The sequence below is a fragment of the Streptomyces sp. KL116D genome (assembly GCF_030766975.1).
Classification (GTDB): Bacteria; Actinomycetota; Actinomycetes; order Streptomycetales; family Streptomycetaceae; genus Streptomyces; species Streptomyces longispororuber_A.
On the sequence record NZ_JASERH010000146.1, the window covers coordinates 13,393 to 36,744 of the forward strand.

General features: G+C 74.0%; 17 protein-coding genes and 11 pseudogenes. 13 read left to right on the top strand and 15 right to left on the bottom strand.

The window, feature by feature from the left end:
* The first annotated feature begins 64 nt into the window (after positions 1 to 64).
* Positions 65 to 1,591 carry an acyl-CoA synthetase gene (locus RBJ77_RS57395; protein ID WP_372352238.1) on the top strand — a complete coding sequence of 509 codons (1,527 nt, stop codon included), beginning with the start codon at positions 65 to 67 and terminating at the stop codon, positions 1,589 to 1,591.
* Here RBJ77_RS57395 and RBJ77_RS57400 read toward each other — a convergent pair.
* Positions 1,568 to 3,937, bottom strand: coding sequence for an ATP-binding cassette domain-containing protein (locus RBJ77_RS57400; protein WP_372352239.1), 2,370 nt, complete (start codon positions 3,935 to 3,937; stop codon positions 1,568 to 1,570). The two genes, RBJ77_RS57395 and RBJ77_RS57400, sit on opposite strands and share 24 nt — an antisense overlap.
* A gap of 81 nt (positions 3,938 to 4,018) precedes the next feature.
* On the bottom strand, positions 4,019 to 4,759 hold the full coding sequence (locus RBJ77_RS57405) for an SDR family oxidoreductase (protein WP_372352240.1): 741 nt from the start codon (positions 4,757 to 4,759) through the stop codon (positions 4,019 to 4,021).
* Positions 4,760 to 4,887: 128 nt separating this feature from the next.
* Here RBJ77_RS57405 and RBJ77_RS57410 point away from each other — a divergent pair, with 128 nt between their 5' ends.
* The 3 genes and pseudogenes from RBJ77_RS57410 to RBJ77_RS57420 all read left to right on the top strand — a co-directional run bounded on the left by RBJ77_RS57410 (position 4,888) and on the right by RBJ77_RS57420 (position 8,213).
* The gene (locus RBJ77_RS57410) at positions 4,888 to 5,370 is read left to right on the top strand and encodes an Rrf2 family transcriptional regulator (protein ID WP_372352241.1); all 483 of its coding nucleotides are present in this window, start codon (positions 4,888 to 4,890) and stop codon (positions 5,368 to 5,370) included.
* Positions 5,371 to 5,555: 185 nt separating this feature from the next.
* Positions 5,556 to 7,151 carry a phosphodiester glycosidase family protein gene (locus tag RBJ77_RS57415; RefSeq protein WP_372352242.1) on the top strand — a complete coding sequence of 532 codons (1,596 nt, stop codon included), beginning with the start codon at positions 5,556 to 5,558 and terminating at the stop codon, positions 7,149 to 7,151.
* 69 nt (positions 7,152 to 7,220) lie between these two features.
* A pseudogene (locus RBJ77_RS57420) lies at positions 7,221 to 8,213 on the top strand (alpha/beta hydrolase).
* 13 nt (positions 8,214 to 8,226) lie between these two features.
* Here RBJ77_RS57420 and RBJ77_RS57425 read toward each other — a convergent pair.
* Positions 8,227 to 9,195, bottom strand: a pseudogene (locus tag RBJ77_RS57425) (MsnO8 family LLM class oxidoreductase).
* 240 nt (positions 9,196 to 9,435) lie between these two features.
* Here RBJ77_RS57425 and RBJ77_RS57430 point away from each other — a divergent pair.
* Positions 9,436 to 9,846, top strand: a pseudogene (locus RBJ77_RS57430) (hypothetical protein).
* Between the two features lie 60 nt (positions 9,847 to 9,906).
* Here the strand turns inward: RBJ77_RS57430 and RBJ77_RS57435 are convergent.
* Positions 9,907 to 10,118, bottom strand: a pseudogene (locus RBJ77_RS57435) (dodecin); the annotation flags it as partial.
* A 214-nt stretch (positions 10,119 to 10,332) separates the two neighbouring features.
* Here RBJ77_RS57435 and RBJ77_RS57440 point away from each other — a divergent pair.
* Positions 10,333 to 11,580 (top strand): annotated as a pseudogene (locus RBJ77_RS57440) (extracellular solute-binding protein).
* Positions 11,581 to 11,622: 42 nt separating this feature from the next.
* On the opposite strand, the pseudogene egtD reads toward RBJ77_RS57440, so the two are convergent.
* The 3 pseudogenes from egtD to RBJ77_RS57455 form a co-directional block, all read right to left on the bottom strand.
* Positions 11,623 to 12,597: pseudogene (egtD, locus tag RBJ77_RS57445) on the bottom strand (L-histidine N(alpha)-methyltransferase).
* Positions 12,594 to 13,349: pseudogene (egtC, locus tag RBJ77_RS57450) on the bottom strand (ergothioneine biosynthesis protein EgtC). The pseudogenes egtD and egtC overlap by 4 nt, the downstream one beginning before the upstream one ends.
* Before the next feature lie 19 nt (positions 13,350 to 13,368).
* Positions 13,369 to 14,691: pseudogene (locus RBJ77_RS57455) on the bottom strand (SUMF1/EgtB/PvdO family nonheme iron enzyme); the annotation flags it as partial.
* Between the two features lie 5 nt (positions 14,692 to 14,696).
* Between RBJ77_RS57455 and RBJ77_RS57460 the strand changes: the two are divergent.
* Positions 14,697 to 14,864: a hypothetical protein gene (locus RBJ77_RS57460; protein ID WP_372352243.1), complete on the top strand. Its 168-nt coding sequence runs from the start codon at positions 14,697 to 14,699 to the stop codon at positions 14,862 to 14,864.
* Positions 14,865 to 15,204: 340 nt separating this feature from the next.
* Here the strand turns inward: RBJ77_RS57460 and RBJ77_RS57465 are convergent, their stop codons facing one another.
* The 3 genes from RBJ77_RS57465 to RBJ77_RS57475 are packed head-to-tail and all read right to left on the bottom strand — an operon-like array spanning position 15,205 to position 16,046.
* Positions 15,205 to 15,558: a hypothetical protein gene (locus tag RBJ77_RS57465; RefSeq protein ID WP_372352244.1), complete on the bottom strand. Its 354-nt coding sequence runs from the start codon at positions 15,556 to 15,558 to the stop codon at positions 15,205 to 15,207.
* Positions 15,559 to 15,591: 33 nt separating this feature from the next.
* On the bottom strand, positions 15,592 to 15,900 hold the full coding sequence (locus RBJ77_RS57470; protein WP_372352279.1) for a glutamate-cysteine ligase family protein: 309 nt from the start codon (positions 15,898 to 15,900) through the stop codon (positions 15,592 to 15,594).
* The gene (locus tag RBJ77_RS57475) at positions 15,795 to 16,046 is read right to left on the bottom strand and encodes a hypothetical protein (protein ID WP_372352285.1); all 252 of its coding nucleotides are present in this window, start codon (positions 16,044 to 16,046) and stop codon (positions 15,795 to 15,797) included. The genes RBJ77_RS57470 and RBJ77_RS57475 overlap by 106 nt, the downstream gene beginning before the upstream one ends.
* Positions 16,047 to 16,398: 352 nt before the next feature.
* Between RBJ77_RS57475 and RBJ77_RS57480 the strand changes: the two genes are divergently transcribed.
* On the top strand, positions 16,399 to 16,644 hold the full coding sequence (locus tag RBJ77_RS57480) for a poly(ADP-ribose) glycohydrolase domain-containing protein (RefSeq protein ID WP_372352280.1): 246 nt from the start codon (positions 16,399 to 16,401) through the stop codon (positions 16,642 to 16,644).
* Positions 16,629 to 16,787, top strand: a complete 159-nt coding sequence (locus RBJ77_RS57485; RefSeq protein WP_372352281.1) for a hypothetical protein — start codon at positions 16,629 to 16,631, stop codon at positions 16,785 to 16,787. The genes RBJ77_RS57480 and RBJ77_RS57485 overlap by 16 nt, the downstream gene beginning before the upstream one ends.
* A gap of 351 nt (positions 16,788 to 17,138) precedes the next feature.
* Here the strand turns inward: RBJ77_RS57485 and RBJ77_RS57490 are convergent.
* The 4 genes and pseudogenes from RBJ77_RS57490 to RBJ77_RS57505 form a co-directional block, all read right to left on the bottom strand.
* A pseudogene (locus tag RBJ77_RS57490) lies at positions 17,139 to 17,593 on the bottom strand (type II toxin-antitoxin system PemK/MazF family toxin).
* Positions 17,594 to 17,602: 9 nt separating this feature from the next.
* Positions 17,603 to 17,962 carry a hypothetical protein gene (locus RBJ77_RS57495; protein WP_372352245.1) on the bottom strand — a complete coding sequence of 120 codons (360 nt, stop codon included), beginning with the start codon at positions 17,960 to 17,962 and terminating at the stop codon, positions 17,603 to 17,605.
* A gap of 477 nt (positions 17,963 to 18,439) precedes the next feature.
* The gene (locus tag RBJ77_RS57500; protein WP_372352246.1) at positions 18,440 to 18,949 is read right to left on the bottom strand and encodes a hypothetical protein; all 510 of its coding nucleotides are present in this window, start codon (positions 18,947 to 18,949) and stop codon (positions 18,440 to 18,442) included.
* Between the two features lie 394 nt (positions 18,950 to 19,343).
* The gene (locus RBJ77_RS57505) at positions 19,344 to 20,177 is read right to left on the bottom strand and encodes an amidase family protein (protein WP_372352247.1); all 834 of its coding nucleotides are present in this window, start codon (positions 20,175 to 20,177) and stop codon (positions 19,344 to 19,346) included.
* A gap of 105 nt (positions 20,178 to 20,282) precedes the next feature.
* Here RBJ77_RS57505 and RBJ77_RS57510 point away from each other — a divergent pair.
* Positions 20,283 to 21,318 (top strand): annotated as a pseudogene (locus RBJ77_RS57510) (LacI family DNA-binding transcriptional regulator).
* A gap of 72 nt (positions 21,319 to 21,390) precedes the next feature.
* On the opposite strand, the pseudogene RBJ77_RS57515 reads toward RBJ77_RS57510, so the two are convergent.
* A pseudogene (locus RBJ77_RS57515) lies at positions 21,391 to 21,779 on the bottom strand (thioredoxin family protein).
* 76 nt (positions 21,780 to 21,855) lie between these two features.
* Between RBJ77_RS57515 and RBJ77_RS57520 the strand changes: the two are divergent.
* Genes RBJ77_RS57520 through RBJ77_RS57530 form a run of 3 tightly spaced genes read left to right on the top strand, consistent with a single transcriptional unit; the run spans position 21,856 to position 23,344 of the window.
* Positions 21,856 to 22,302, top strand: a complete 447-nt coding sequence (locus tag RBJ77_RS57520; RefSeq protein ID WP_372352248.1) for a hypothetical protein — start codon at positions 21,856 to 21,858, stop codon at positions 22,300 to 22,302.
* Positions 22,299 to 23,045: an FAD-dependent oxidoreductase gene (locus RBJ77_RS57525; protein WP_372352249.1), complete on the top strand. Its 747-nt coding sequence runs from the start codon at positions 22,299 to 22,301 to the stop codon at positions 23,043 to 23,045. The genes RBJ77_RS57520 and RBJ77_RS57525 overlap by 4 nt, the downstream gene beginning before the upstream one ends.
* A complete protein-coding gene (locus RBJ77_RS57530; RefSeq protein ID WP_372352250.1) occupies positions 22,997 to 23,344 on the top strand; it encodes a hypothetical protein in 348 nt (115 codons plus the stop codon). The genes RBJ77_RS57525 and RBJ77_RS57530 overlap by 49 nt, the downstream gene beginning before the upstream one ends.
* Positions 23,345 to 23,352 lie beyond the last annotated feature (8 nt).

Genomic DNA, 23,352 nt, shown 5'->3' on the forward strand with positions numbered 1-23,352 from the left:
CTCCTGACGGAAGGGCGCTGACGACCCCTGACGTACCGTCACATCACGGGGGTACCTTCACCCCATGCATCCGGGAGCGTTCGACCCAGTCAGGGCCGCCGTCGTCACCGCCGACGGCGGCACCACGCTGACGTACGGCGAGTTGGAGGAGAACTCGCTGCGTCTCGCCGACCATCTGCGCGGGGCGGGACTGCGCAGAGGTGACCACGTGGCCCTCCTGTCCGACAATGATCCGCGCGTCATGGAGGTCTACTGGGCCACCATGCGTTCCGGGCTCTACCTCACCGCCGTCAACCACCACCTGACCGCCGACGAAGCCGCGTACATCGTGCGGGACTGCGGGGCGAAGGCGCTGATCGTCGCCGACGGCACGCTCGGTGAACTCGCCGCGCGGGTCGTGGAGTCGGTACCCGAGGTGGAGCACCTGCTCGGCTTCGGCGACGGGACGTACGCCGCCGCCCTCGCCGCCGCGTCCGCCGAGCCGCCCGCGGTGCAGCCGCGCGGGGCCGACATGCTCTACTCGTCCGGCACCACGGGCCGCCCCAAGGGCATCGAGCCCGCCCTGCCCGACGGTGACATCCGCACCGACCCGACCACGTACCAGCTGCTGTTCCAGCCCATGTACGGCTTCGGCGAGGACACCGTCTACCTCTGTCCGGCGCCGCTCTACCACGCCGCGCCGCTGCGGTTCTGCGGCACGATCACCGCGACCGGCGGCACCGTCGTCCTGATGAAGTCCTTCGACGCGCAAGGGGCGTTGGCGGCGATCGCCCGGCACCGGGTCACGCACAGCCAGTGGGTGCCGACCATGTTCGTGCGGATGCTGAAGCTCCCGGCGCAGGTGCGCGAACGGTACGACACCTCGTCGATGAAGGTCGCCATCCACGCCGCCGCGCCCTGCCCGGTGGAGGTGAAGCGACGCATGATGGACTGGTGGGGGCCGGTCCTGTACGAGTACTACTCGTCGACGGAGGGGAACGGGATCACCTTCATCGGCCCCGACGAATGGCTGCGCAAGCCGGGTTCGGTGGGGCGTGCCGGGCTCCTCGGCGAGCTGCGGATCTGCGACGAGGCGGGCAAGGTGCTGCCGCCGGGGGAGACCGGCGTCGTCTACTTCGAGCGCGACGAACTGCCCTTCCGCTACCACCGCGACGACGGCCGCACCCGCGAGGCCCAGCACCCCGACCACCCCAACTGGACCACCACGGGCGACATCGGGCACGCCGACGAGGACGGCTACCTCTACCTCACCGACCGCAAGGCGTTCACGATCATCTCGGGCGGGGTCAACATCTACCCGCAGGAGATCGAGGACTGCCTGGTGCTGCATCCGGCGGTCGCCGACGTGGCCGTCATCGGGGTGCCGGACGAGGAGATGGGGGAGTCGGTGCGCGCGGTGGTGCAGCCCGCCGAAGGCGTCGAGCCGGGGCCGGACCTCGGCGAGGAACTGACCGCGTACGTCCGGGACCGGATGGCGCGCTACAAGGTGCCGCGGCAGGTGGACTTCGTGCCGGCGCTGCCGCGCACCCCGACCGGCAAGCTCGCGAAGGGGAAGCTCCGGCAGGCGTCAGCCGCCCGTCCGTCGCCGTAGGTAGGGGGCGGTCCGGCTCGTCGGGTCGGCGGCCACCACGCCGGGCGGTCCGGCCACCACGACCCGGCCGCCCGCGGCACCGCCGCCCGGCCCCATGTCCACGACCCAGTCCGCCCCGGCGACCACCGCCATGTCGTGCTCGACCACCACCACGGAGTGCCCCGCGTCGACGAGCCCGTGCAGCTGCCGCAGCAGCACCTCCACGTCGGCCGGGTGCAGTCCGGTCGTCGGCTCGTCCAGCAGGTACAGGGTGTGGCCGCGCCGCACCCGCTGCAACTCACTGGCCAGTTTGATGCGTTGGGCCTCGCCGCCGGACAGCTCGGTGGCCGGCTGGCCGAGCCGCAGATAGCCCAGACCCACGTCGAGGAGCGTGCGCAGGCTCCGCAGCACCGATCCGGCCGCCTCGTCGTCCGCGAAGAACGCGGCCGCCGACTCCACGGTCAGGTCGAGCACCTCCGCGATGTTCCGCCCGCGGTAGGTGATCTCCAGGGTCTCGGGGTTGTAGCGGGCGCCCGCGCAGTCCGGGCACGGCGCGTACGTGCTGGGCAGGAAGAGGAGCTCGACGCTGACGAACCCCTCGCCCTGGCAGGTCTCGCACCGCCCGCCCGCGACGTTGAAGGAGAAGCGGCCGACGCCGTAGCCGCGGGCCCGCGCCTCGTCCGTGGCCGCGAAGACCTTGCGGACGACGTCGAACAGGCCCGTGTAGGTCGCCAGGTTGGAGCGCGGCGTGCGGCCGATCGGCTTCTGGTCCACGACCACCAGGCGTCCCACGCCGTTGAGCTCCTCGGTGATCTCGCCGATGAGCGTCGACTTGCCGGAGCCGGAGACGCCCGTGACGGCGCTGAACGCGCCGAGCGGCAGCTCCACGGTCACGTCCCGCAGGTTGTGCCGGGTCACCGGGCCGACCTTCAGCCACCCCTTCGGCTCCCGGACCCGGCGCTCGGGCGGCGGTGAGTCGTCGAAGAGGAAGCGGGCCGTCGCCGAGCCCTCGACGCCCGCGAGGTCGGCCACCGGGCCGCTGTGCAGCACCTGCCCGCCGTGCTCCCCGGCCAGGGGTCCCACGTCGACCAGCCAGTCGGCGCGGCGCACCACGTCCAGGTGGTGCTCGACCACGAAGACGGAGTTGCCCGCCGACTTGAGCCGGTCGAGGACCGTCAGGAGCGACTCGGTGTCGGCGGGGTGCAGCCCGGCCGACGGCTCGTCGAGGACGTACACGACACCGAACAGGCCGGACCTCAACTGCGTTGCCAGGCGCAGGCGTTGCAGCTCGCCCGCCGACAGGGTCGGGGTCGGCCGGTCCAGGCTGAGGTAGCCGAGGCCGAGCTCGGTGACCGTCCCGATCCGGGCGCACAGGTCCTCGGTGAGGACCCGCGCGGTCTCCGAGTCGTCCCCGGACTCCGTGAGGAGCCGGGCCAGTTCGGCGAGGGGGAGCCGGGCGAGCTCCGCGATCGTCCGGCCCGCGAACGTGACGGCGAGCGCCTCCGCGCGCAGCCTCGCCCCGCCGCACGTCGGACACGGCTCGCTCGCCAGGAACCGCTCCGCCTTCGCCCGCAGCGTCGCGCTCTTGGAGTCCGAGAACGTCTTGAGCACATAGCGGTTCGCGCTCATGTACGTGCCCTGGTACGGGCGTTGGATCCGGTCCGCGTCCCGCACCGGGTGCACGGTGACCACCGGCTGCTCGTCCGTGAAGAGGATCCAGTCGCGGTCCTCCTGCTTCAACTCCCGCCAGGGGCGGTCGACGTCGTAGCCGAGGGTGTCGAGGATGTCGCGCAGGTTCTTGCCCTGCCAGGCGCCCGGCCAGGCCGCGACGGCGCCGTCCCGGACGGACAGCGACGGATCCGGGACGAGCAGCGCCTCCGTCGTGCGGTGCACCAGGCCCAGGCCGTGGCACGCCGGGCACGCCCCGGCCGCCGTGTTCGGGGAGAAGGCGTCCGAGTCGAGCCGTTCGGCGCCCTCCGGATAGCGCCCGGCCCGGGAGAACAGCATGCGCAGCGAGTTCGACAGCGTCGTGACCGTGCCGACCGAGGAGCGCGACGTCGGCGCCGAGCGGCTCTGCTGCAGCGACACGGCCGGCGGCAGACCGCTGATCTCGCCGACCTTCGGTGCGCCGACCTGGTGAATCAGACGGCGGGCGTAGGGGGCCACCGACTCGAAGTAGCGGCGCTGCGCCTCGGCGTAGACGGTGCCGAAGGCCAGCGACGACTTGCCCGATCCGGAGACCCCGGTGAAGACCGCCAGGACATCGCGCGGGATGTCCACGTCGACGCCCCGCAGGTTGTGCTCACGGGCGCCGCGCACCCGCACGAAGCCGTCGTGGCGGGGGTCCGGCGATGCGGGGTGGGGCATGGGGCGCGGCTCCTGGTGGTACGGCGGTCGGCGTCCCGGCGCCCGGGACAAACCCCATGATTCCAGGCCCCCGGGCCGCGCTCAGCGCGGGGTGGCGAGCCAGTCGGCGTAGTGGGTGGGGGTCAGGCGCGCGCCGGGGCCCGCGATGAGCTCGTCGCCGGTGACGGCCGCGAACAGGCCCGCCGAGGGGTCGGTGACGACGGTGCGGTCGTCCTTCCGGGCGGCGAGCGTGCGGCGGCCCAGCTCGTCGAGTGTGAAGACGTCGGGGCCCGCCACGTCGAGGATGCCGTCGAGCGGCGCGGCGGTCGCCACGTCGGCGAGCGCCGCGACCACGTCGGCGGTGGCGATCGGCTGGATCCGGGTGGCGGGCAGCCGGACGGTCCGCTCGTCGGACGTCCAGGACATGGTCGGTTCCATGAACTCGAAGAACTGGGTGGCGCGCACGATCGAGTACGGGGTGGGCCCCTGGCGCAGCAGCTCCTCCTGGAGTGTCTTGGCCCGGTAGTAGTCCAGCTGCGGCACCTGGTCGACGCCGACGATGGACAGGATCACCTGGTGGCGCACGCCCGCCCGGTCGCCGGCCGCCAGCAGGTTCCCCATGGTGGTGCGGAAGAACGCGGGGGAGTCCTGGTCGAAGGTCGGCGAGTTCGTCACGTTGACGACCGTGTCCGTGCCCTCCAGCGCCCCGTCGAGGCCCTCGCCGGTGAGCAGGTCGACGCCGGTCGACAGGGAGACGGGGAGCACGTCGTGGCCCCCCGCGCGCAGGGTGTCGACGAGCTGGGAGCCGATCAGGCCGGTGCCGCCGATGACGGTGAACCTCATGGCCGTGTCCTTTCGTGGGGGCCGAGTGCCGTCCGGTCGCCCCGGTCGCAAACTCGGATATCTGATGTCCGAGATCATACTCGGATAGTCTGTGTCCGAGTCAAACGGGAGGGCGAACGGGAGGGCGCATGAAACTGTCCGGTGGCGTGGAGTGGGCGCTGCACTGCTGCGTGGTGCTCACGGCGGCGACCGAGCCGGTCCCGGCCGCCCGGCTGGCGCAGCTGCACGACGTCTCGCCCAGCTATCTGGCCAAGCAGCTGCAGGCGCTGTCCCGGGCCGGTCTCGTCCGCTCCGTCCAGGGCAAGACGGGCGGGTACGTGCTGACCAGGGAGGCCGCCGAGATATCGGTCCTCGACGTGGTGCAGGCGGTCGACGGGGCGACGCCCGCGTTCGTGTGCACCGAGATCCGGCAGCGCGGCCCGCTCGCGACCCCGCCCGAGAAGTGCGGGAAGCCCTGCGGCATCGCCCGGGTGATGGGCGCCGCCGACGCCGCCTGGCGGGCCTCGCTCGCGGGCGTCACCATCGCGGACCTTCGGGACTCGGTGGAGCGGGACAACGGGCCCGGCGCGCTGACCGGCGTCGGCGCGTGGCTCGGCGGGGCCGAAGGCTGACCGGGGCTCGACCGGGCTGACGGGGGCTTGACCGGGCTGACCGGGGCTTGACCGGGCTGACCGGCGGCGGCCCGGGGCGCGGTTTCCGGTGCGTGGCCGCCGAGTGAATGATGTGCACATGCCTTGACGGGCGGTCGGGCCCCCGCGCACCGTTGCTGGGGCCGATTCCGTCCAGTGGGGGGCAAGTGAACAGCAGACTGTTCGGCGCGGGAGCGGTGCTGTCCGTTCTCGCCCTGGTGAGTGCGGTGCCGGCACCGGCGTCGTCGGCGGAGCGGCACGGCCTTCCCCTGGGGGCCGCCGACCTGACCGAGACGCGGACGACGCGCACGCTGCAGCCCGGCGTCACCCTCACCCGCATCGTGCGCGGCGCCGACGCCCCCGCGATGGCCTGGACCGTGGAGGTCTCCATCCCCGGCGGGACCGGCTCCCCGGACCCGGACGCCCCGCCGACGGCCCTCAAGGACCGGGTGAGCGCGGCGGAACTGGTCGACGAGCTGACGGGCGACGGCTTCGCCGCACGGTCCGAGGAGGTCACCACCGCCGCGACCGCCGACGACCCGGGCGGCACGCTCGGCTGGCGGGTCCGCGTCGGCAGCTTCGGCTCGGAGGCCGCCGCGACCGCCGAACGCACCCGGCTGCGGACGGCCGGATACACCGGATCCGCCGTCTACACCGGATGGGACGGCGACGCCACGGACCGCGGCCCCTGGCGGATCGACGTGCTCACCATCGACCCGAAGCGGTTCCGCGGCACGCTCACCGCCTCGTACGGACCCGACCTGGAGAACCGCGAGACGACCAGCGCGCTCGCGGGCGCGGCGGGTGCCACCGCGGCGGTCAACGCGGGGTTCTTCGTGCTCGACCCGCGCGCTGGCGCCCCCGGCGACCCGGCCGGCACCGGCGTCTACGACGGACGGCTGCTGAGCGAACCCGTGAACGGCCGCCCCGCCCTGGTGGTCCACGACTCAGGGCGGCGCAGCGAGGTCACCCGGTTCACCTGGCGGGGCCGGGTCACCGCCCGGAACGCGTCACTGCCGCTGGACGGCATCAACCGCGTGCCCGGCCTGATCCGGAACTGCGGAGGCACCGCCGACGACAGCCCGACTGCGGCCCCGCTGCACGACACGACCTGCACCGACCCCGACGAACTCGTCGCCTTCACACCGGAGTTCGGCGCCTCGACACCGGCGGGCGACGGCGCCGAGGCCGTCCTGGACAGCCGCGGCCGGGTCACCGAGGTGCGCACGCCGCGCGGCGGGCCGCTGCCGGCGGGCGGCCGTTCCGTCCAGGCGACCGGGACGTACGCCGACCAGTTGAAGGGTCTCGCCCGGGTCGGTCAACCGCTGCGCGTCCAGGGCGGGTTGACCGACGCGAAGGGGCGCCGGGTCACCACTTCGCCCGGCACCGACATCGTCAACGGCGGCCCCGAACTCGTCCGCGACGGACGCCTGCACGTCACCCCGGCCGCCGACGGGATGGTCCAGCGGGACAACCCGAGCTTCTACTACGGCTGGGTCCACAAGCGGAACCCGCGCACCGTCGCCGGGGTGGACGCCGCCGGACGCACCGTGCTCGTCACCGCCGACGGCCGCGCCACGAACGCGCTCGGGCTCAGCATCCCGGAGAGCGCCGCGGTCGCCAGGGCGCTGGGCCTGCGGGACGCCATCAACCTGGACGGCGGCGGCTCCACCACCATGGTCGCCGACGGGCAGGTGATCAACGACCCGTCGGACGCGGCCGGTGAACGCCCCGTCGGAGACGCCCTGTTGGTCCTGCCCTGACCCCACTCCCCGCCGAGCTCCAGCCTCGTCCGTCGTCCGTCGTCCGATCGCCGCACCACGGGAGCCGCCATGACCGTCGCCACCGTCCGCCGCGTCAGATCCCTGCTGCTCGTCCTCGCCGCACTGCTGGTCACCCTGGCGCCCGCCCCGGCGGCGCTCGCCGCCCCGGTCGCGAAGCCGGGCGCCGAGGTCGTCTCCGTGACGCAGGTGACCGACCGTCAGGTCGACCTGGGCTGTGCGGTCGGCGGCGCTCGGCGGCCGGACCGTGCACGTCCGGCTGCTCACGCCCGACGCCGCTGGGACCGGAGGACCGCGGCCGGCACTGGCCGACGCTGTGGCTGCCGCTGCTGCATCGGCTGCTGCGGCGACTACACCTCGTGGACGAGCCGCACCGACGTCGCCGGCATCGAGAGCCGCGCGACGTCCTCGTGGTCATGCCGGAGGCGGGCTGGAACGCTGGTACAGCGACCGGTGGAACAACGGCGCGGGCGGCGACCCGGCTCTGGGAGACCTTCCACACTCCAGGAGTTGCGCCGCCTCCTGGAGAGCGACTGGGGCGCGGGCAGCCGCCGCGTCGTGGCCGGACCGTCCATGGGCGGCCAGGGCGCGCTCCTGTACGCGGCCCGGCACCCGGGCATGTTCCGGGCGACCGCCGCGTACTCCGCTCCGTGCACCCGCTCCTGAACGACGAGCCGGTGAACCGCATCATGGGCTTCTTCGCGGGCAGGGCGACGACCCGCGGCGCGTCCGGGGCGACCCCGTCGCGCAGCGCGACATCTGGCGGCGCACGACCCGTACCACCTGGCGAAGCGGCTCAAGCCGCCGCCCGTGTACCTCTCTCGTGCGGCGACGGCACCACCGCCGCTCGACGCGCCGGGTGCGTCACCAGCGCCCTCGAAGCGGACTTCAACCGGCAGAACCAGGCGCTCGCCGCCGAGCTGGACCGGTCGGTGCCCGGCACGTCACCACGAACTCTACGCCCGGACGCACGGATGGGCCTACTGGCAGCGGGAGTTGCACGCCTCGCTGCCGATGCTGCTGCGGGCGCTGAAGGTGGCCTGAGCGTCAGCCGGGGTCAGCCGCGCGATCCGGCCAGCCGCCGAACGACTCCAGGAGGCCCTGCGCGGTCGTACGTACCGGTCGTGACCAGCACCTCCGGGCGCCGCTCTCCTGATCACGGTCTCCAGCTCGTCCGCGACTCTGCTGCTCTGCGCCGACGATGTGACCGCGCAGACCGGACTCGTAGAGTTCGCGCTCCTCTCGCGAAAACGTCATGTCCAGCGCCCGCGACGCGCTCGGTCGGCGGCAGCGGCGGGAACGATGCCGTGCGTGCGGGAGTGCGCCATCGACCAGGCCTCGGGGACGAGGAGACGGCGCGCCTCCGGTTCGCTGCCGGCGACCGCGACGGTCCCGGAGATCATCACGTACGCCGGCTCGGCGGCCCACGCGGACGGGCGGAACTCGGCGCGGTACCGGTCGATGCCGCGCAGCATCCTCTCCCGGCCGCGGAGAGTCTGACCGATGACCGTCGGCAGGCCCGCACGGGCGGCGATCGAGGCGCCCTCGCCCGTCGCGAGCAGGCTGAACGGCGCCACGGTCGGGCCCTCGGTGGGGCGGGCGTGGACGCGCGTCGGCGACGCGCCGTCGGAGCCCGTGAAGTACGCCAGCAGTTCCCAGTCGAGCTGGCCGGCGAAGTCGTCGGCCACGTCCTGTCCCGGCCCAGCGCCCTGCGGACGCCGTCCGTGAAGCCGAGCCGAGCGGCCGAGACCCATGTCGATCCGCGGGAGCAGCGACTCAGGACCCCGAACTGCTCTCGGCCACGACCAGGGGTTCGGTGGTTGGGCAGCATCACGCCGCCGGTGCCGGCCGCGGATGCTCCGGTCGCGCGACGGCGACGGCCGCCGCGAGCGGTCGCGCGGACCCGGCGACGCCCGGCACACCGTGGTAGCTCGCAGACCCACACCCGGTGGTACCCGAGGCGCTCCAGGTCTGCTGGGCGAGCGACGCGACGGTGTCCCGCAGGAGCCTCGGAGGCCGGTGGGATCTCGCGGGTGCGGGAGCGGTCCCGGGTCGGAGAAGCGGGTCTGCCTCGATCACGGTGGTCACGCTGTGGGCCAACGCGGAAGCGCTCCGCCGGGATTCCCGGGGCCCGCGCACCCTTCGCGCCCGGCCGGGAGATCTCCTTAAGGTGAGGCCGCGTGGCTCTGCGACGGGCTTCACTCATACGCCGTCTTCGAAGGCCACTCGACAGACCCTCGCCGAAACCGCGCACCGCCGGCACTTCCTGGAGGCGCGGCCGGGTCTGGGACGCCTTCTCTCGCCGCCGCGCCGGGCGATCCGCCGCTCATGCCGAGAGCATCGCGCTCGCCCGCGGCAGCGCCGGGGAGTGCGAGGTCGTGCACTGACCGGGCGGCCGAGCGGTGCCTGCACGGACACGTGGCCTGGCTCATGCCGCGCAGGAGCTGCCCGAGGGACGGCTGCACATGCGGCGCAACGACGACCGCAGGCCCGCCCGGCGCACGAGCTCGACGTGCTGCGCCGGATCACGCGCGGCCGTGAGCTGCGCATGCTCGTCGACGACGACGAACTCGTCTGCGACGAGGCGGAGCGCGCCGGGTTCCGCGTCGTACGGGCCCGCTGGGCGAGCACGTCGACGGCGCTGAAGGACGCGCAGGAACGCGACGGCCGGACCTGAGGGATCGGGACCGCCGGGACTTCCCGGGGCCTCGGGATCCCTGGGCCTCCGGGCGGTCGAGTCGCCCTCGTCGAGGCGGAAGCCGACCTTCAGGCCCACCTGGTAGTGCTCGACCTCCCCGTCGACGATCTGGCCGGACCTGGGTGACCTCGAACCAGTCGAGGTTGCGCAGGGTCTGCGAGGCGCGCGCGATGCCGTTGCGGATCGCCTGGTCGACGCTCCTCGTGCGAGGTGCCGACGATCTCGGTGACGCGATACGTGTGGTTCGACATGCTTCACGGTGCCGCAGGGCGACGGATCCGCGAGGGGCGGTGACCCGTGGGGCGGGACTTACTTCCCGGTAACTCTGACCCGCGCATTGGTATCTGTACCAAAATCCAGCAACACCCGGTACGAGCAGCGCGCTCTTCCCCACGTCGGGCCGACCCTCCCTGTCCGCAGGCAGAAAGTCGACCCCGTGAGCTCCCGCCGTGCCGTGCTGTCCCTCTGTTCCTCAGCCGTCGTGTCGGCACGCTCCTCACGGCGTGCGGCGCCCTGCCGCGATGAACCGGGCCGTCGCACGGTCACCGCGTGGCTGATGCAGGGACAGCGCGTCCGACGCCTTCCTGAAGCGCTTCACGAAGGCGTACGAGGCCGAGCACACCGACGTCACCCTCGACCTCCGCATCAGGACTGGACCGGGATCGCGAGAAGGTCACCAGGGCCCTCGACGCCAAGGACGGCGGCGACGGCGGCCCTGACGTCATCGAGGTCGGCAACACCCAGGTCCCGCAGTACGTCGACGGGGGCGGACTGCTCGACCTGTCCCTGGAGTCCGCGCGCGGGACCTCGGCATGGAGGACTGGCTGCCCGGACTCGCCGAGCCCGGCGTCGACCACGGCCGCCAGTTCGGCATCCCCTGGTACGCCGCCAACCGCGTGGTCATCTACAACAAGGACCTCTTCGCCGCGGCGGGCATCAAGAACCCGCCCACCACCCGCGACGAGTGGCTCGACCTGACCCGAAGCCTCGACTCCGACGGCCGGCAGGGCATCTACCTCGCCGGACAGGACTGGTACACCCTGTCCGGATTCATCTGGGACGAGGGCGGCGAGCTGGCGCACGAGTCGGCGGGCACCTGGACCGGCGCCCTCGACACCCCGAGGCGCTGCGCGGCATGGACTTCTACCGCCGCCTCCAGGCGCTCGGGCAGGGGCCGCGGAACGCCGACGAGGAACACCCCTCGCAGGCCGACCAGTTCGCCCGCGGGGACATCGGCCAGATCATCTCGACGCCGGGCACAGCGCAGCGGATCGTCCAGAAGAACCCCGCGCTCAAGGGAAGCTGGGGTTCTTCCCCATCCCGGGCAAGACCGCCCACCGCGCCGGATCGGTCTTCACCGGCGGCTCCGACCTCGTCATCCCCGCGAACACCGGCGACCGGGCGAGCGCCGTCGCCGTGGTCAGGCCCTGGCCGGCGAGAAGTGGAACACCGAGCTGGCCAGGACCATGAACTACGTGCCGAGCAAGACGACCCTCGCGAGCGCCGTGGCCGGCGAGCCGGGCGTCGCCGCGATGGCCGTCGGCGCCGCCCACGGCAAGGCGAGCGCCTCGCCCCTGGCTGGGCGACGGTGAGGCCGCCGACAACCCCATCAAGGCGTACATGTCCCAGGTCCTGTCCGGCGCGGACCCGGCCACCGCGGCGAAGAAGGCGTCCCGCACGATCACCGAGCGGCTGGACGAGAGCGGAGAGTGACACCCGGCGGCCCGGCCGACCGGGCGGCTGTCGGCTGTCCGGCTATGCGGTGGTGGGCGTGCTCAGCGACAGGGCGAACCTGCCCGCCTCGTCCGTCCACCACCGGGTCAGCTCGAGACCGGCCGTGCCGAGTTCTCCCGCACCCGCTCCCGGCGGAACTTCGCCGACACCTCGGTGCGCATGTCCTCGCCCGCCTCGAAGTCGACCGCGAGATCCAGCGCCGGGATCTTCACCGTCTGCGGCACCGCGGAACGCAGCCGCATCTCGATCCACTCCTCCCGCGGATCCACGGCGCGACGTGCTCGAACGCGCCGGGGTCGAAGTCGGCGCCCAGCTCCCGGTTCATCACCGACAGCACGTTCTTGTTGAACGCGGCGGTGACGCCCGCCGCGTCGTCGTACGCCGCGACCAGCGTCGACTCGTCCTTCACCAGGTCGGTGCCGAGCAGGAGGAAGTCGCCGGGGGACAGCAGCTCCCGCACGGCCTTCAGGAACGCGGTGCGCTCGTCCGGCAGCAGATTGCCGATCGTGCCGCCGAGAACGCCACCAGCCGCGGCCCGGGCGTCGCGGGCAGGTCGAGGCCGCGGGTGAAGTCGGCGACCAGCGCGTGCACGGCGAGCCCCGGATGCTCGGCCCGCAGGGTCCTGGCCGCGCCCGCAGCGCGCTCTCGCTCACGTCCACCGGGACGTACGCCGCCAGGTCCGTGAAGGACTCCAGCAGGTGGCGGGTCTTGTCGGACGAGCCCGAGCCGAGCTCGACCAGGGTGCGGGCCCCGGTCGCCGCGGCGATCTCCGGGGCGCGCGCGACGAGGATCTCGCTCGGCCCGCGTCGGGTAGTACTCCGCCAGCGTCGTGATCTCGTCGAAGAGTTCACTGCCGCGCGCGTCGTAGAACTTTCACTTCGGCGGCAGCGTCTTGGGCGTGCGGTTCAGCCCGTGCAGGACGTCGAACCGCAGCGCGGCGTCCGTCGCGTCCTCGGGCAGGGTGCGGGTCAGCTGAAAAGGGAGGTTCGTGCTCACGCGGACGGCTCCTTGAGCGGGGTCAGCAGGACGTCGGTGCGGCTGGCCGCGAGCAGCGTGCGGTCGGGCACCTCGGTCCAGTACGGATCGTCGTCGTACGGCTCGGAGGCGACGACTGGGTGCGGCGGCCGGAGCTCGGCGAGGTACCAGAGGTGTCGCCCCAGGCGGTCGCGGTGATCGTCTCGCCGTTGGTGAGGAGGAAGTTGAGGCGCGCGCCCGGCGCCGCCTCGGCGACCTCCACGACCGTGTCGGCCAGCGCCTGCGCCTCGTCGTCGCCCGCGCGCAGCCGGTGCAGGACGAGCGCCCACAGGAACTGCGGCGTCGCAGCGCGCCTCCATGGCGAGAGGTCGGCCGCGGGCAGCGTGTGCGCCAGCGGCGTCAGGGAGCGCGGCCAGCCCGGCACCGCCCCGTTGTGGCTGAACAGCCAGGGCCCGGACGCGTACGGCGCCGCCGCGGCCTCCCCGTCGGCGCCCGCGAGCGTCGCGTCCCGGACCGCCGCGAGCAGCGCGCCCGAGCGGACGACCCGGGCCAGGTCCGCGTACGCCTGGTCGCCCCAGATGGGCACGGCGCGGCGGTACCGGGCGGGGACCGTCCCCGTCCGCGTACCAGCCCACCCCGAAACCGTCGGCGTTGACCGTGCCGTGCCGCTGCCGCCGTGGCTCCCACGACCGCCGGAACAGGCTGTGCGGCGGCGCGTCGACGACCTCGCCGAGCGGCACCGGAGGCCCCAGATAGGCCAGGTGACGGCACATCAGGAACCCTCTGCGGCGCGGCGTCGCACGCCGTGCGGAAGCCGGCGACGATCTCGCCGCTTCGGATCGCAGTCCCAGTTGCGGAACGCGCCCGGCAGGCCACCTCGCCACCGCGAACGAACCGCCGCGCAGCACCTTGTGGTCGGACCCGAAGAAGACCTCCGAGTACTCGCGGTAGGGATACGCCACGAAGCCCGGGTAGCAGTGAAGTCGCTGGCCGTCCACTCCCACACACGTCACCGATCAACTGCCGCGCCGCCGAGCGGGGACTCGCCCATCGGGTAGCTGCCGGCCGGGGCGGGGCGCAGATGCCGCTGGCTCCAGGTTCGCCCGGCTCGGCGCGCGTCGGGTCGGCATCGCCCCACGGGAAGCGCATCGTGCGGCCCGACGCGGGCCGAAGCGGGCCGCCTTCTCCCACTCGGCCTCGGTCGGCAGTGCCGGCGCCCGCCCAGCGGGCGTAGGCGTCGGCCTCGTACCAGCTGACGTGCAGGACCGGCTCGTCCGGCGGCACCGGCTCCGTCACCCCGAAGCGCCTGCGCAGCCACTGGCTCCGCCTGCGCGCGCGCCAGAACAGCGCGCCTCCAGGCCGTGTTCGCGGACCATCGCCCAGCCCTCGGCGCCCACTCAGCGCTCCGTCCGGTAGCCGCCGTCCGCGATGAACTCCAGGTACGCCGCGTTCGTCACCGGCGTCGTGTCGATGCGGAACGGCGCACCAGGCGGGCGTGCGCGCTGGGCGTTCGTTGTCCAGGGCCCACGGCTCCGCCGTCGTGCCCATCGTGAACGGCCCGCCCGGGACGAGGACGTCGGCCGGGCCCGAAGCGCCCGTCCATGCGGCTCCGGGTCCGGCGCGGTGAGCGCCGCGGCCCCCTTCCTGAGCTGATGGGTGATCAGCATCGTCTCGTCGCTGCCGCTGCTCGTGCTGCGCGACCATCCGAAGGCGAATCCCGAGCGGGTCAGCAGCGCCGCGTCCGCGTACCGAACGGCGTCCTGCTCCAGCACGTCGAGCGCCGCGGCCGCGGACCTCGGCCGCGTACGTCCGCGCTCTCGGCCGGCGCGAGCAGCGGCAGTCGACGGACGCTCGGCGTTCGCGGGTGCTCGAACGCGTCGTACAGCGGGTCGATCTCCGGCCGCAGCGCCTCCCGGCCGCGACTCTGCCCGCAGCAGCCACTGCTCCTCCTGGCTGCGCGATGTGCGCCAGGTCCCACGTACCAGCGGCGACATCAACGGCGAGTGCCGCGCGGTGCAGTTCGGCCTCGTCGACGCAGCTCGTCAGCAGCGTCGTGCGGCGCCTGCGCCGTCTCCAGCCTCGTCGGCGCGCCTGGCGCCTGAGCGCCTCGCGGATCCGTGGTGACGTTCTCCTCGGTGGTCACGGAGCGGACGGTCCTCCCGCTGACGGCGGAGTTCGCGTGCGTCGGAGCGGCGGTCGGCGCGCCGTCGGCGGGGCAGCGGCCCGCAGCGACGTACGCGGTGCGTGAAGTCCGCGGCGCGCGCCGCCGGACGTCGGGGCGCGCCTGAGCCTGCAGCGCGTCGAGGGCCAGCCGTGAAGCAGGCCGGCGCGGCCTCGCGCAGCTCCGGGCGCGGCGAGCCCGCCCGTGGCCGCGCCCGCCACAGCGCGCGTGCGGCGCGGGCAGCGGGCCGCGGCCCGGCTGTTCTCGGCGCGAGCGGCTCCAGCGGCCCGGTACGCGCCGTCGTCCGCGGCCTCCGGGCCGTCGAGCAGCGCCGTCGTCACGGCGAGCGGCACTCTGATGCCAGCCCGTCGTCGCCGGGCTGGGCGTCGAGCATGCGGAGTTCGAGGTGGTTCCTGGCGCGGCCGCACCGCGCGGGAACAGCGTGGCCGCGGTGGTAGTCGAGGTCCTCAGGAGCGGGTGCGCGCGGCCGCGGCGCGCCCGCGCGAGCCACTCCGGAAGGTCAGCCCGTCCGGCGCCGTGCCACGCCGCTCGGCGCTGCGCACGCACATCACGAGCGCGTAAACCAGGACGTGCCGCAGCGCCCAGGCGCGCGCGCGGCTCCGCGTCGCGCGGCGCGTGCGCCCGAGCGCCCGAGCCGATCCGCCATCCCACAGCACCTGCCGCGCCGACTCGCCAGCCGGTCGGACGGCCGCCAGCATCGGTGAGTTGGCGAACGCCGCGACCAGCACCGCGCCCAGCAGATGGCGAGCCGCCAGCGCCGCCGTGCCCGAGCGGGCCGGCTCCTCGCGCCCGCAGTCCACAGGCACACCTGCACCGACGCCGACGTCGCGGCATCATGGAGCGCCCGGCGGGCCCGGCGGTCGAGCGAGGCTTCCATGGGCTGTCGTAGCGGGGCTGGTCGCGCAGCACGGCGCGCGCGCCACGCGTGCCGTGAGCCGGTGAGGCGAGCCCGCGCGGCGCAGCGCGGTGCGCACGGCGGTCAGATCGGCCGTCATGGCCGAGACGCATTCCGTCAGCGTGGCGGCGGGGAGCGAACTCAGCTCCAGCTGTCCGCCGTTCCACTGGTCAGCGCCGAGCTCAGGGGCAGGGCGCGCAGTGCGACATAGGCCGCGTCGAGTCGCTCGGGCGGTAACGGGGCCCAGGGAGTCGGACGCGGCTCGTGAACGATCCACTCCAGCTCCACGACCCACCGTGCGGGCGGGCCGTCTTGAAGCAGATGCCCGTACCAGGCCTCCACCTCGGCCTCGGTGACCAGGTCACCGGGCGCCGTACAGTCTCCCTCGCTCATACCGCGATCCTCCTGGTCCTCACGCTTCCCATGGTCCCTGGTGACCCTGGCGTCGATTCGGCCCGGTCGGGCCGTCTCTCGCGACGCCCGTCCCACCCAAGACGGTCGAGCCGGATCGCACAAGAGCGCCCCGGCGTTCTCGGCCGGGCTCGGCGGGGCGAAAACCTGTTGCCGCGCGGTCACCGGGCGCACACGATGAATTCATGAGCACGACGGGGAGCGGGCGTGAGCGCCCGCCTGCGCGAGATCGCGCAGAGCACGGAGAAGATCGTCGAGACGGGGAGTACGCGCTGGAAACGGCCGCACCGTCCGATCGGCGACGCGGTGGCGCGGGCCAGGGCGGGCATCGCGGATGCACTGGCCGGACCCGGTGGAGGTGCCGCCGCTACCGCCGTCGCGGCGCCGTCCGCGGCCCGTCCGTCGAGGTCACGGGGAGAGCGGCCTCGACGCGGCGCGCCGTCTGACGGCCGGCGGTCCGGGGCCGGTCGCGGTCCTGAACTTCGCGTCGGCACGGAACCCGGGCGGCGGGTACCTGAACGTGGCGCGCAGGCGCAGGAGGAGGCCGTCTGCCGCTCCTCCGCGCTGTACGCGTGCCTGACCGAGGTCCCGGAGTTCTACGCCCACCACCGCGCCGACCGGGACGTAGTTCTACAGCGACCGCGTCATCCACGCACCGGGAGTGCCGGTGTCCGGGACGACCGCGCCGCCTGCTCGACGAGCCGTACGAGGTGGGCTTCCTGACCTCGCCCGCGCCGAACGCGGGAGTGATCGCGCGCAGTACCGCTCCCGGAGCGGGTCCATACGCGATACCGCCGCCCTGGCGGCCCGCGCCGAGCGGGTGCTGGAGGTCGCCGTCGCGGAGGGTTACCGGCGGCTGGTCCTCGGCGCGCGTGGGCTGCGGCGTGTTCCGCAACGACCCGGCCGATGTCGCCGAGGCGTTCCGCACCTGCTCCTGGGCCGTTTCCGCGGCCACTTCGACCAGGTCGTCTTCGCCGTCCTGGACCGCACCGCGACGCGGCCACGCGCACGGCCTTCGAGCGGGTCGTCGGCGGGGCGTGAGCGGGCGGCGCCGAGGGCGGTGAGCCGTCCGGCTCAGCGCCAGCCGTAGCGCTCCCGCAGCCGCAGCACCACGGTGTTGAACCGGCCGCGGTCCAGCGCGCACGCCTCGCGGCGCATCCCGTTCTCGTGGACGCGCAGCATCGGTCCAGGTCCACCCACGACTCGCGGCCGTCCCGGTCCCAGGGGCCGGAGCCGAGCGCCACCCACTCGCGGTCGCGGTCGTGCCGCTTGCTGACAGCCGCACGGCGAGCAGCGTGCCGGCCGCCTCACGGGCGACGACGAGAACCGGCCGGTCCTTGCCCCGCCCGTCGTTCGTCCTCGAAGGGCACCCAGGTCCAGACGATCTCGCCGGGGTCCGGCCGTCAGCCGTCGTGCGCGGGCGCGTACTCGGTGCGCACCCGGCCCACCTGGTGCGGCTCGGCCTCCACCGTCGCCGTCGCGCCGGTCCGGCCGGGGTGGTCGTATGCGTGGTCATCCGTAAAGCGCAGTCACGCGGGTCACGCTAGAGCCTGGACGGCCCACATCCGCGCGGCGGGTGCGCCGGACCCGCTCCACGCTCGGCACATGGCACGACGACGAATAACCCGAAGCGCGCTCTGTCCGCCCTGGCTCGCTCTGCTCGCCGCGACGACCGCGACCGCCGCCGCAATCCCCGGCCGCGCGGCGGCGCCACCGCCGCGCACCGTCTCGGCCTGGCTGCCGTACTGGGCCACCAGGAGGCCGCCTACCGCGACGCCCTTCTCGCGCACGCCGAACAGCTCCGCTCCATCAGCCCCTTCTGGTACGAGACGAAGTCCGCGACCCGCGTCACCGCACTGCCCGGCGCGGGCGAACGCCGCATCGTCGACGGGCTGCACGCGAAGGGCATCCAGGTCGTCCCGACCGTCATGGAACAGTGCTGCGGCCCGGCGCCCTCGCGGCCGTCCGACCAGCGCCGAACGCCGCGCCGAACACATCGAGGCGCTGCTCGCCGTCGTCCGCAGCCGCGCCTACGACGGACTCGACCTCGACTACGAGACCATCGCACCTACCCCTGAAGCGTACCGCGCCGTACGCGCCGGTTACGCCACCTTCGTCACCGACCTGTGCGCCCGCCTGCACGCGCCCTGGACAAGCAGTGCTTCGTCACCGTCACCCCGGACGCGCACCACGGGCCGCGTCTCGGGACTACCGCATCGCTGGGCGCCGTCGCCGACCGGATGCGCATCATGGCCTACAACCTGCACCACGCCGAAGGGCGACCCGACCGATCGCCACCCCGCAGTGGTACGACGAGATCCGGCGACCGCCACCGCCCAAGTCCCGCCCGCCAAGCTGGAGATGGGCCTGCCCGCCTACGGCGCTGGGACTGGGTGGTCGGCAGCAAGGACCGCGCCCACCACGTCACCTGGAAGGACGCCGAGGCGCTGCGCGCGTCGCAGGTCGGGGCGCCCTACGTCCTCGACCCCGGCTCCCGGACCCCGCACTTCACGTACGAGGCAGGGAAGACCCGCCACACCGCCTGGTACCAGACGCTCCGCGGCACCGCCGCCCACCTCCCCGCACCGCGCACGTACGGGGTGCGGAACACGGTGCCGTGGGCGCTGAACTTCGAGGACCCCGCCGTGTGGCGGCGGCTCGCGGACGGCTCGTCGGCGGAAGGCCCTGAGCCGAAGACAGGGCGGCCGGCGCTCGAACCAGCGCTGGTCCGCCTCCAGTTGGGCCGCCAGCGAGATCAGCAGCGGCTCGCTGTGGGCGGGCCCGAGGAGTTGCGCGCCGACCGGCAGACCGTCGCCGACCAGACCGGCCGGCACGTTCACCCCCGGCCAGCCGAGCACGTTCCACGGCCAGGCGTAGCCGGACACGCGGCGACCAGCGCTGCGGTCCGTGCGCCAGCTTCGCTCAGCCGCGCCAGGTCCCCGATCCGCGGCGCGAGCGGCCGTGGTCGGCCAGCACCACGTCGTACGTGCCGAAGAGCGCCCGATCCGGCGGTGCAGCGTCCGCCTCCGACCGCTTGGCGAGGCGCAGCGGCGCACCGGCGAGCGAGCCGGCCCATCCGCCGCCTCCCGGGTCCGCGGATCCAGCCGGGCCGATCGGGTATCCGCTCCACCCACTCCGCGGTCCCGGCCGTCGCGCGCGGCACGAACGCGAGACACCGATCTGCCCTCGTAGCGCGGATCGGCCTCCTCGACGTCGTGGCCATGGTGCGCCGCGAGCCGCCCGCGCGAGTGCGACGACGCGCGCCCGCACGGCGCGGGCTCAGCCGCTTCGGCGTGGCCGTGAACGGCATGCGCAGCGACAGGGCGATCCGCAGCCGGCCCGGGTCGCGCCGCGCGGCTCTCCGCGGCCTGCATCGGCGGGCGGCCGCGCAGGTCGCGCGGCTGCCGCTCGCTCGCGTCGAGCAGCAGCGCCGCGTCCTCGACGCTGCGGGCGAGCGTGCCGTTCACCGTAGATCCCGTGGAACGCCTCCGCCCACGGCCACGTCGCCGAGATCCGGCCCCGCTGCGGCTCGGATGCTCCACCAGATGCGTGCGGTGCCGCCGGGATCCGACGCGCGCCCGCCCCGTCCGAGCCGAGCGCCGCCGGGACGAGCCTCCCGCCGCGACGGCCGCGGCCGAACCACCGGCACGAGCCGCCCGGCGTGTGCGCGGGCGCCCACGGATTGCGGGTGTCACCGAACGCGGGACCTCGGTGAGGCGCGGGCCACTGCAGCTCGCACGTGTTCGTCTCGCCGAGATCTTCGACCAGCTGGCTCCCGCGGCCGCAGCGCTCTGCGCACCGCCTCCGCGTCCTCGCTCCGCACGGGGAACTCCCGGCGCAGCCGAACGCGGTCGGCTCCGGCCACGTCCGTGTCGTCCTGACCGCCACCGGCGCGCCGAGCAGCGGCAGCCGCTTCCCGGCCGCCAGCTCACGGTCCGCCGCGTCCGCCTCGGCGAGCGCGCCTCGCCCCGCACCCGGCGGAACGCGTTCAGCACCGGCTGGGTCCGCTCGATCCGGTCGAGGGCCTGCTCGACCAGCGCGCGCGACGACACCGTCCCTCGGCGAGGGCCCGCGCCGCGGCGCCGAGCTCCCGGCAGCGTCTCTGGTGGCCATGGACACCTCCAATCCCCTGTGGTGAACGCATCGTTAGCCGCCGGCGGCCACCGTGGCACGCCCGGGGCAGGGCGCCCTGACCGGTCTGGAAGGATGCCGTACGTCATGGTGCAGATACCGAAGCAGCAGCCCGCCAAGCCCCGGCCCGCCGAGCCCGCCCGGGGCGCCGTGCCGACCAGTGCCGACGTCGCGCGCCTCGCCGGGGTCTCGCGCGCCACCGTCAGCGTTACGTCCTGAACAACACCAGCGCCGTCCGCATCAGCGAACCCACCCGGCGCCGCGTCCACGACGCCGCCAAGAACTCGGCTACGTCCCGCACGCCGCCGCCCGCAGCCTGCGCGCCGGACACACCCGCATCGTCCTCATGCCGACCCCGAGGTCCCGGTCGGCCCGCTCTACAGCGGCTTCCTCAACGCGTTGCAATGGGCGCTCAGCCGCCTGGACTACACGGTCGTGCAGTACGGCAGCGTCGGCCTCGGCGGCGACGACGCGGCCCGCGCCTGGGCCGCAGCTGCGCCCCGTCGCCGTGCTCGCCCCGGTCGGCATGGGCCCCGCGACGGGATCGCGCTGCTCAAGCGGTCCGGCGCCCGGGCCGTCATCACCCTGGGACCCGCCCCGGTCGACGGCGCGCACGCGCTGCTCATGGACCACCGCGAGGTCGGCCGTGTCGCGGGGAGCACCTCGTGACCCGCGGCCACCGGCGCGTCGGGGTCGTCGTACCGCGCGAGCCGGGCCTCGGCGTGTTCGCCGAGCCCCGGCTCTGCGGGCGTGCGGAGAGCGGCGCGGAGGTGGTGCCGCTGCCGCTCGCGTACGACGCAGGAGAGCGCGGCGCAGGTCGCCGCGCAGGTGAGGGAGTCGGGCCTGGGCGCCGTGTTCGCCTACAACGACGAGTGCGCGATGCTGCTGATGCGCGCGCGCTCCAGGACGCCGGCGCCACCGTCCCCGGTGACGTCGCCGTGATCGGTGCCGACGACCTGATGCTGGGCCGGCTGCTGCGCGCCCCGGCTCAGCACCGTCGGATCGACCTGCCGTCGGGCGAGGAGCTCGCCGAGCTGGTCGACCGGCTGGTCGGGACCCGGCCGCGGAGCCCGAGGTGCACGACGTGCTCGCGGCGACCGTGGTCGCCCGCGCCTCGACCTGACCGGACCCGCCCCGGGACACCGCGGGGCGGCCGCCGTCGGCGACCGCCCCACCCATCCGCTGTCCCGGCAGGTCAGCCCTCGTCGGACGGCTGCTGCGCCTGCTGCTCGGCGATCGACTTGCGGACCTCGTCCATGTCCAGCTTGCGCGCCTGCCCGATCACGTCGTCCAGGGCCTCCTGCGGCAGCGCGCCCGGCTGGGCGAACACGGCCACCTGGTCACGGACGATCATCAGCGTCGGGATCGACTGGATGCCGAACGCGGCGGCCAGCTCGGCTGCGCCTCCGTGTCCACCTTGCCGAAGACCAGGTCGGGATTGGCCTCGGCGGACTTCTCGTAGACGGGGGCGAACTGCTTGCGGGGCCCGCACCAGGACGCCCAGAAATCGATCAGCACGAACTCGTTCTCCGTGACCGTCTGATCGAAGTTCTCCTTGGTCAGCTCCACGGTGGTGCTGCTCATGGTGCTTTCCCTCTTCCTGCTTCCTGGGTTCGGGGCGAAGCCGCAGGGGGCAATGCCGCTGTGCACAACGGTCCGCATGACGGACGTATTCCGCGCTCGTACCCATGTGGCCCGTACGCACACCTACCACCAGACTGGGCCCTATGACGGAAGCCAACGAGTACGACGTAGTAGTGGTGGGGCGGGACCGGTCGGCGAGAACGTCGCCGACCGGGCACGGGCCGGTGGACTGAGCGCGGCGATCGTGGAGAGCGAGCTCGTCGGCGGCGAGTGCTCGTACTGGGCGTGCATGCCCAGCAAGGCGCTGCTGCGCCCGGTGCTCGCCCGCGCCGACGCCCGCCGGCTGCCCGGCCTGCGCCAGGCCGTGCAGGGCCCCCTGGACACCCCCGCCGTACTCTTGCCCATCGCGACGACTTCACCTCCCACTGGAAGGACGACGGCCAGGTCGGCTGGATCGAGTCCATCGGCGTCGACCTGTACCGCGGCCACGGCCGCCTCGCCGGGCCCCGCACGGTCACGGTGACCGCCGACGACGGCACGGTCACCACGCTCACCGCCCGGCACGCCGTCGCCGTCTGCACCGGCACCCGCGCCGCCCTGCCGCCGCTGCCCGGCCTCGCCGACGTCGCGCCGTGGACGAGCCGCGAGGCGACCAGCGCGGAGCAGGCCCCCGGCCGTCTGATCGTGGTCGGCGGCGGCGTCGTCGCCACCGAGATGGCCACGGCCTGGCAGGCACTCGGCTCGCAGGTCACGATGCTCGTACGCGGCGGCGGACTGCTGAACCGGATGGAGCCGTTCGCCGGGGAGCTGGTGACGGACGCGCTGCGCGAGGCGGGCGCCGACGTACGGACCGGGGTCTCGGTGACGGCCGTCGAGCGCAAGGGCGGCACGGTCACGGCCACGCTCGGTGACGGTTCGACGGTCGAGGCCGACGAGATCCTCTTCGCGACGGGCCGCGCACCGCGCACCGACGACATCGGCCTGGAGACGGTCGGCCTGGAACCGGGCTCGTGGCTCCCGGTCGACGACTCCTGCGGGTCGAGGGCAGCGACTGGCTGTACGCGGTCGGTGACGCCAACCACCGGGCGCTCCTCACCCACCAGGGCAAGTACCAGGCCCGGATCGCGGGCGCCGCGATCACCGCCCGCGCGCAGGGCGTGCCCCTCCTGGAGACCGACCGCTGGGGCGCGCACGCCGCCACCGCCGACCACGACGCCGTGCCCCAGGTCGTCTTCACCGACCCGGAGGCGGCGAGCGCGGGCCTGACCTCGCCGAGGCGGAGGCGGCCGGGCACCGCGTCCGCGCCGTCGACTACGACCTGGCGAACGTGGCGGGGGCGAGCCTCTACGCCGAGGGCTACACGGGCCGCGCCCGCATGGTCGTCGACCTCGACCGGAGGTCCTCCCGGCGTCACCTTCGTCGGCCCCGGCGTCGGCGAACTGATCCACGCGGCGACGATCGCCATCGCCGGCGAGGTCCCCATCGGCCGGCTGTGGCACGCGGTCCCCGCCTACCCCACGGTGAGCGAGGTGTGGCTGCGTCTGCTGGAGACGTATCGCGGCTAGGGACCGCG

Bases quoted from the DNA above. Each gene is read 5' to 3' on its own strand.
- RBJ77_RS57400 (WP_372352239.1), bottom strand. From the start codon at position 3,937: ATGCCCCACCCCGCATCGCCGGACCCCCGCCACGACGGCTTCGTGCGG.
- RBJ77_RS57395 (WP_372352238.1), top strand. From the start codon at position 65: ATGCATCCGGGAGCGTTCGACCCAGTCAGGGCCGCCGTCGTCACCGCC.
- RBJ77_RS57475 (WP_372352285.1), bottom strand. From the start codon at position 16,046: ATGAGCGAGGGAGACTGTACGGCGCCCGGTGACCTGGTCACCGAGGCC.
- RBJ77_RS57505 (WP_372352247.1), bottom strand. From the start codon at position 20,177: ATGGCCACCAGAGACGCTGCCGGGAGCTCGGCGCCGCGGCGCGGGCCC.
- RBJ77_RS57480 (WP_372352280.1), top strand. From the start codon at position 16,399: ATGCACTGGCCGGACCCGGTGGAGGTGCCGCCGCTACCGCCGTCGCGG.
- RBJ77_RS57520 (WP_372352248.1), top strand. From the start codon at position 21,856: ATGACGGACGTATTCCGCGCTCGTACCCATGTGGCCCGTACGCACACC.
- RBJ77_RS57405 (WP_372352240.1), bottom strand. From the start codon at position 4,759: ATGAGGTTCACCGTCATCGGCGGCACCGGCCTGATCGGCTCCCAGCTC.
- RBJ77_RS57410 (WP_372352241.1), top strand. From the start codon at position 4,888: ATGAAACTGTCCGGTGGCGTGGAGTGGGCGCTGCACTGCTGCGTGGTG.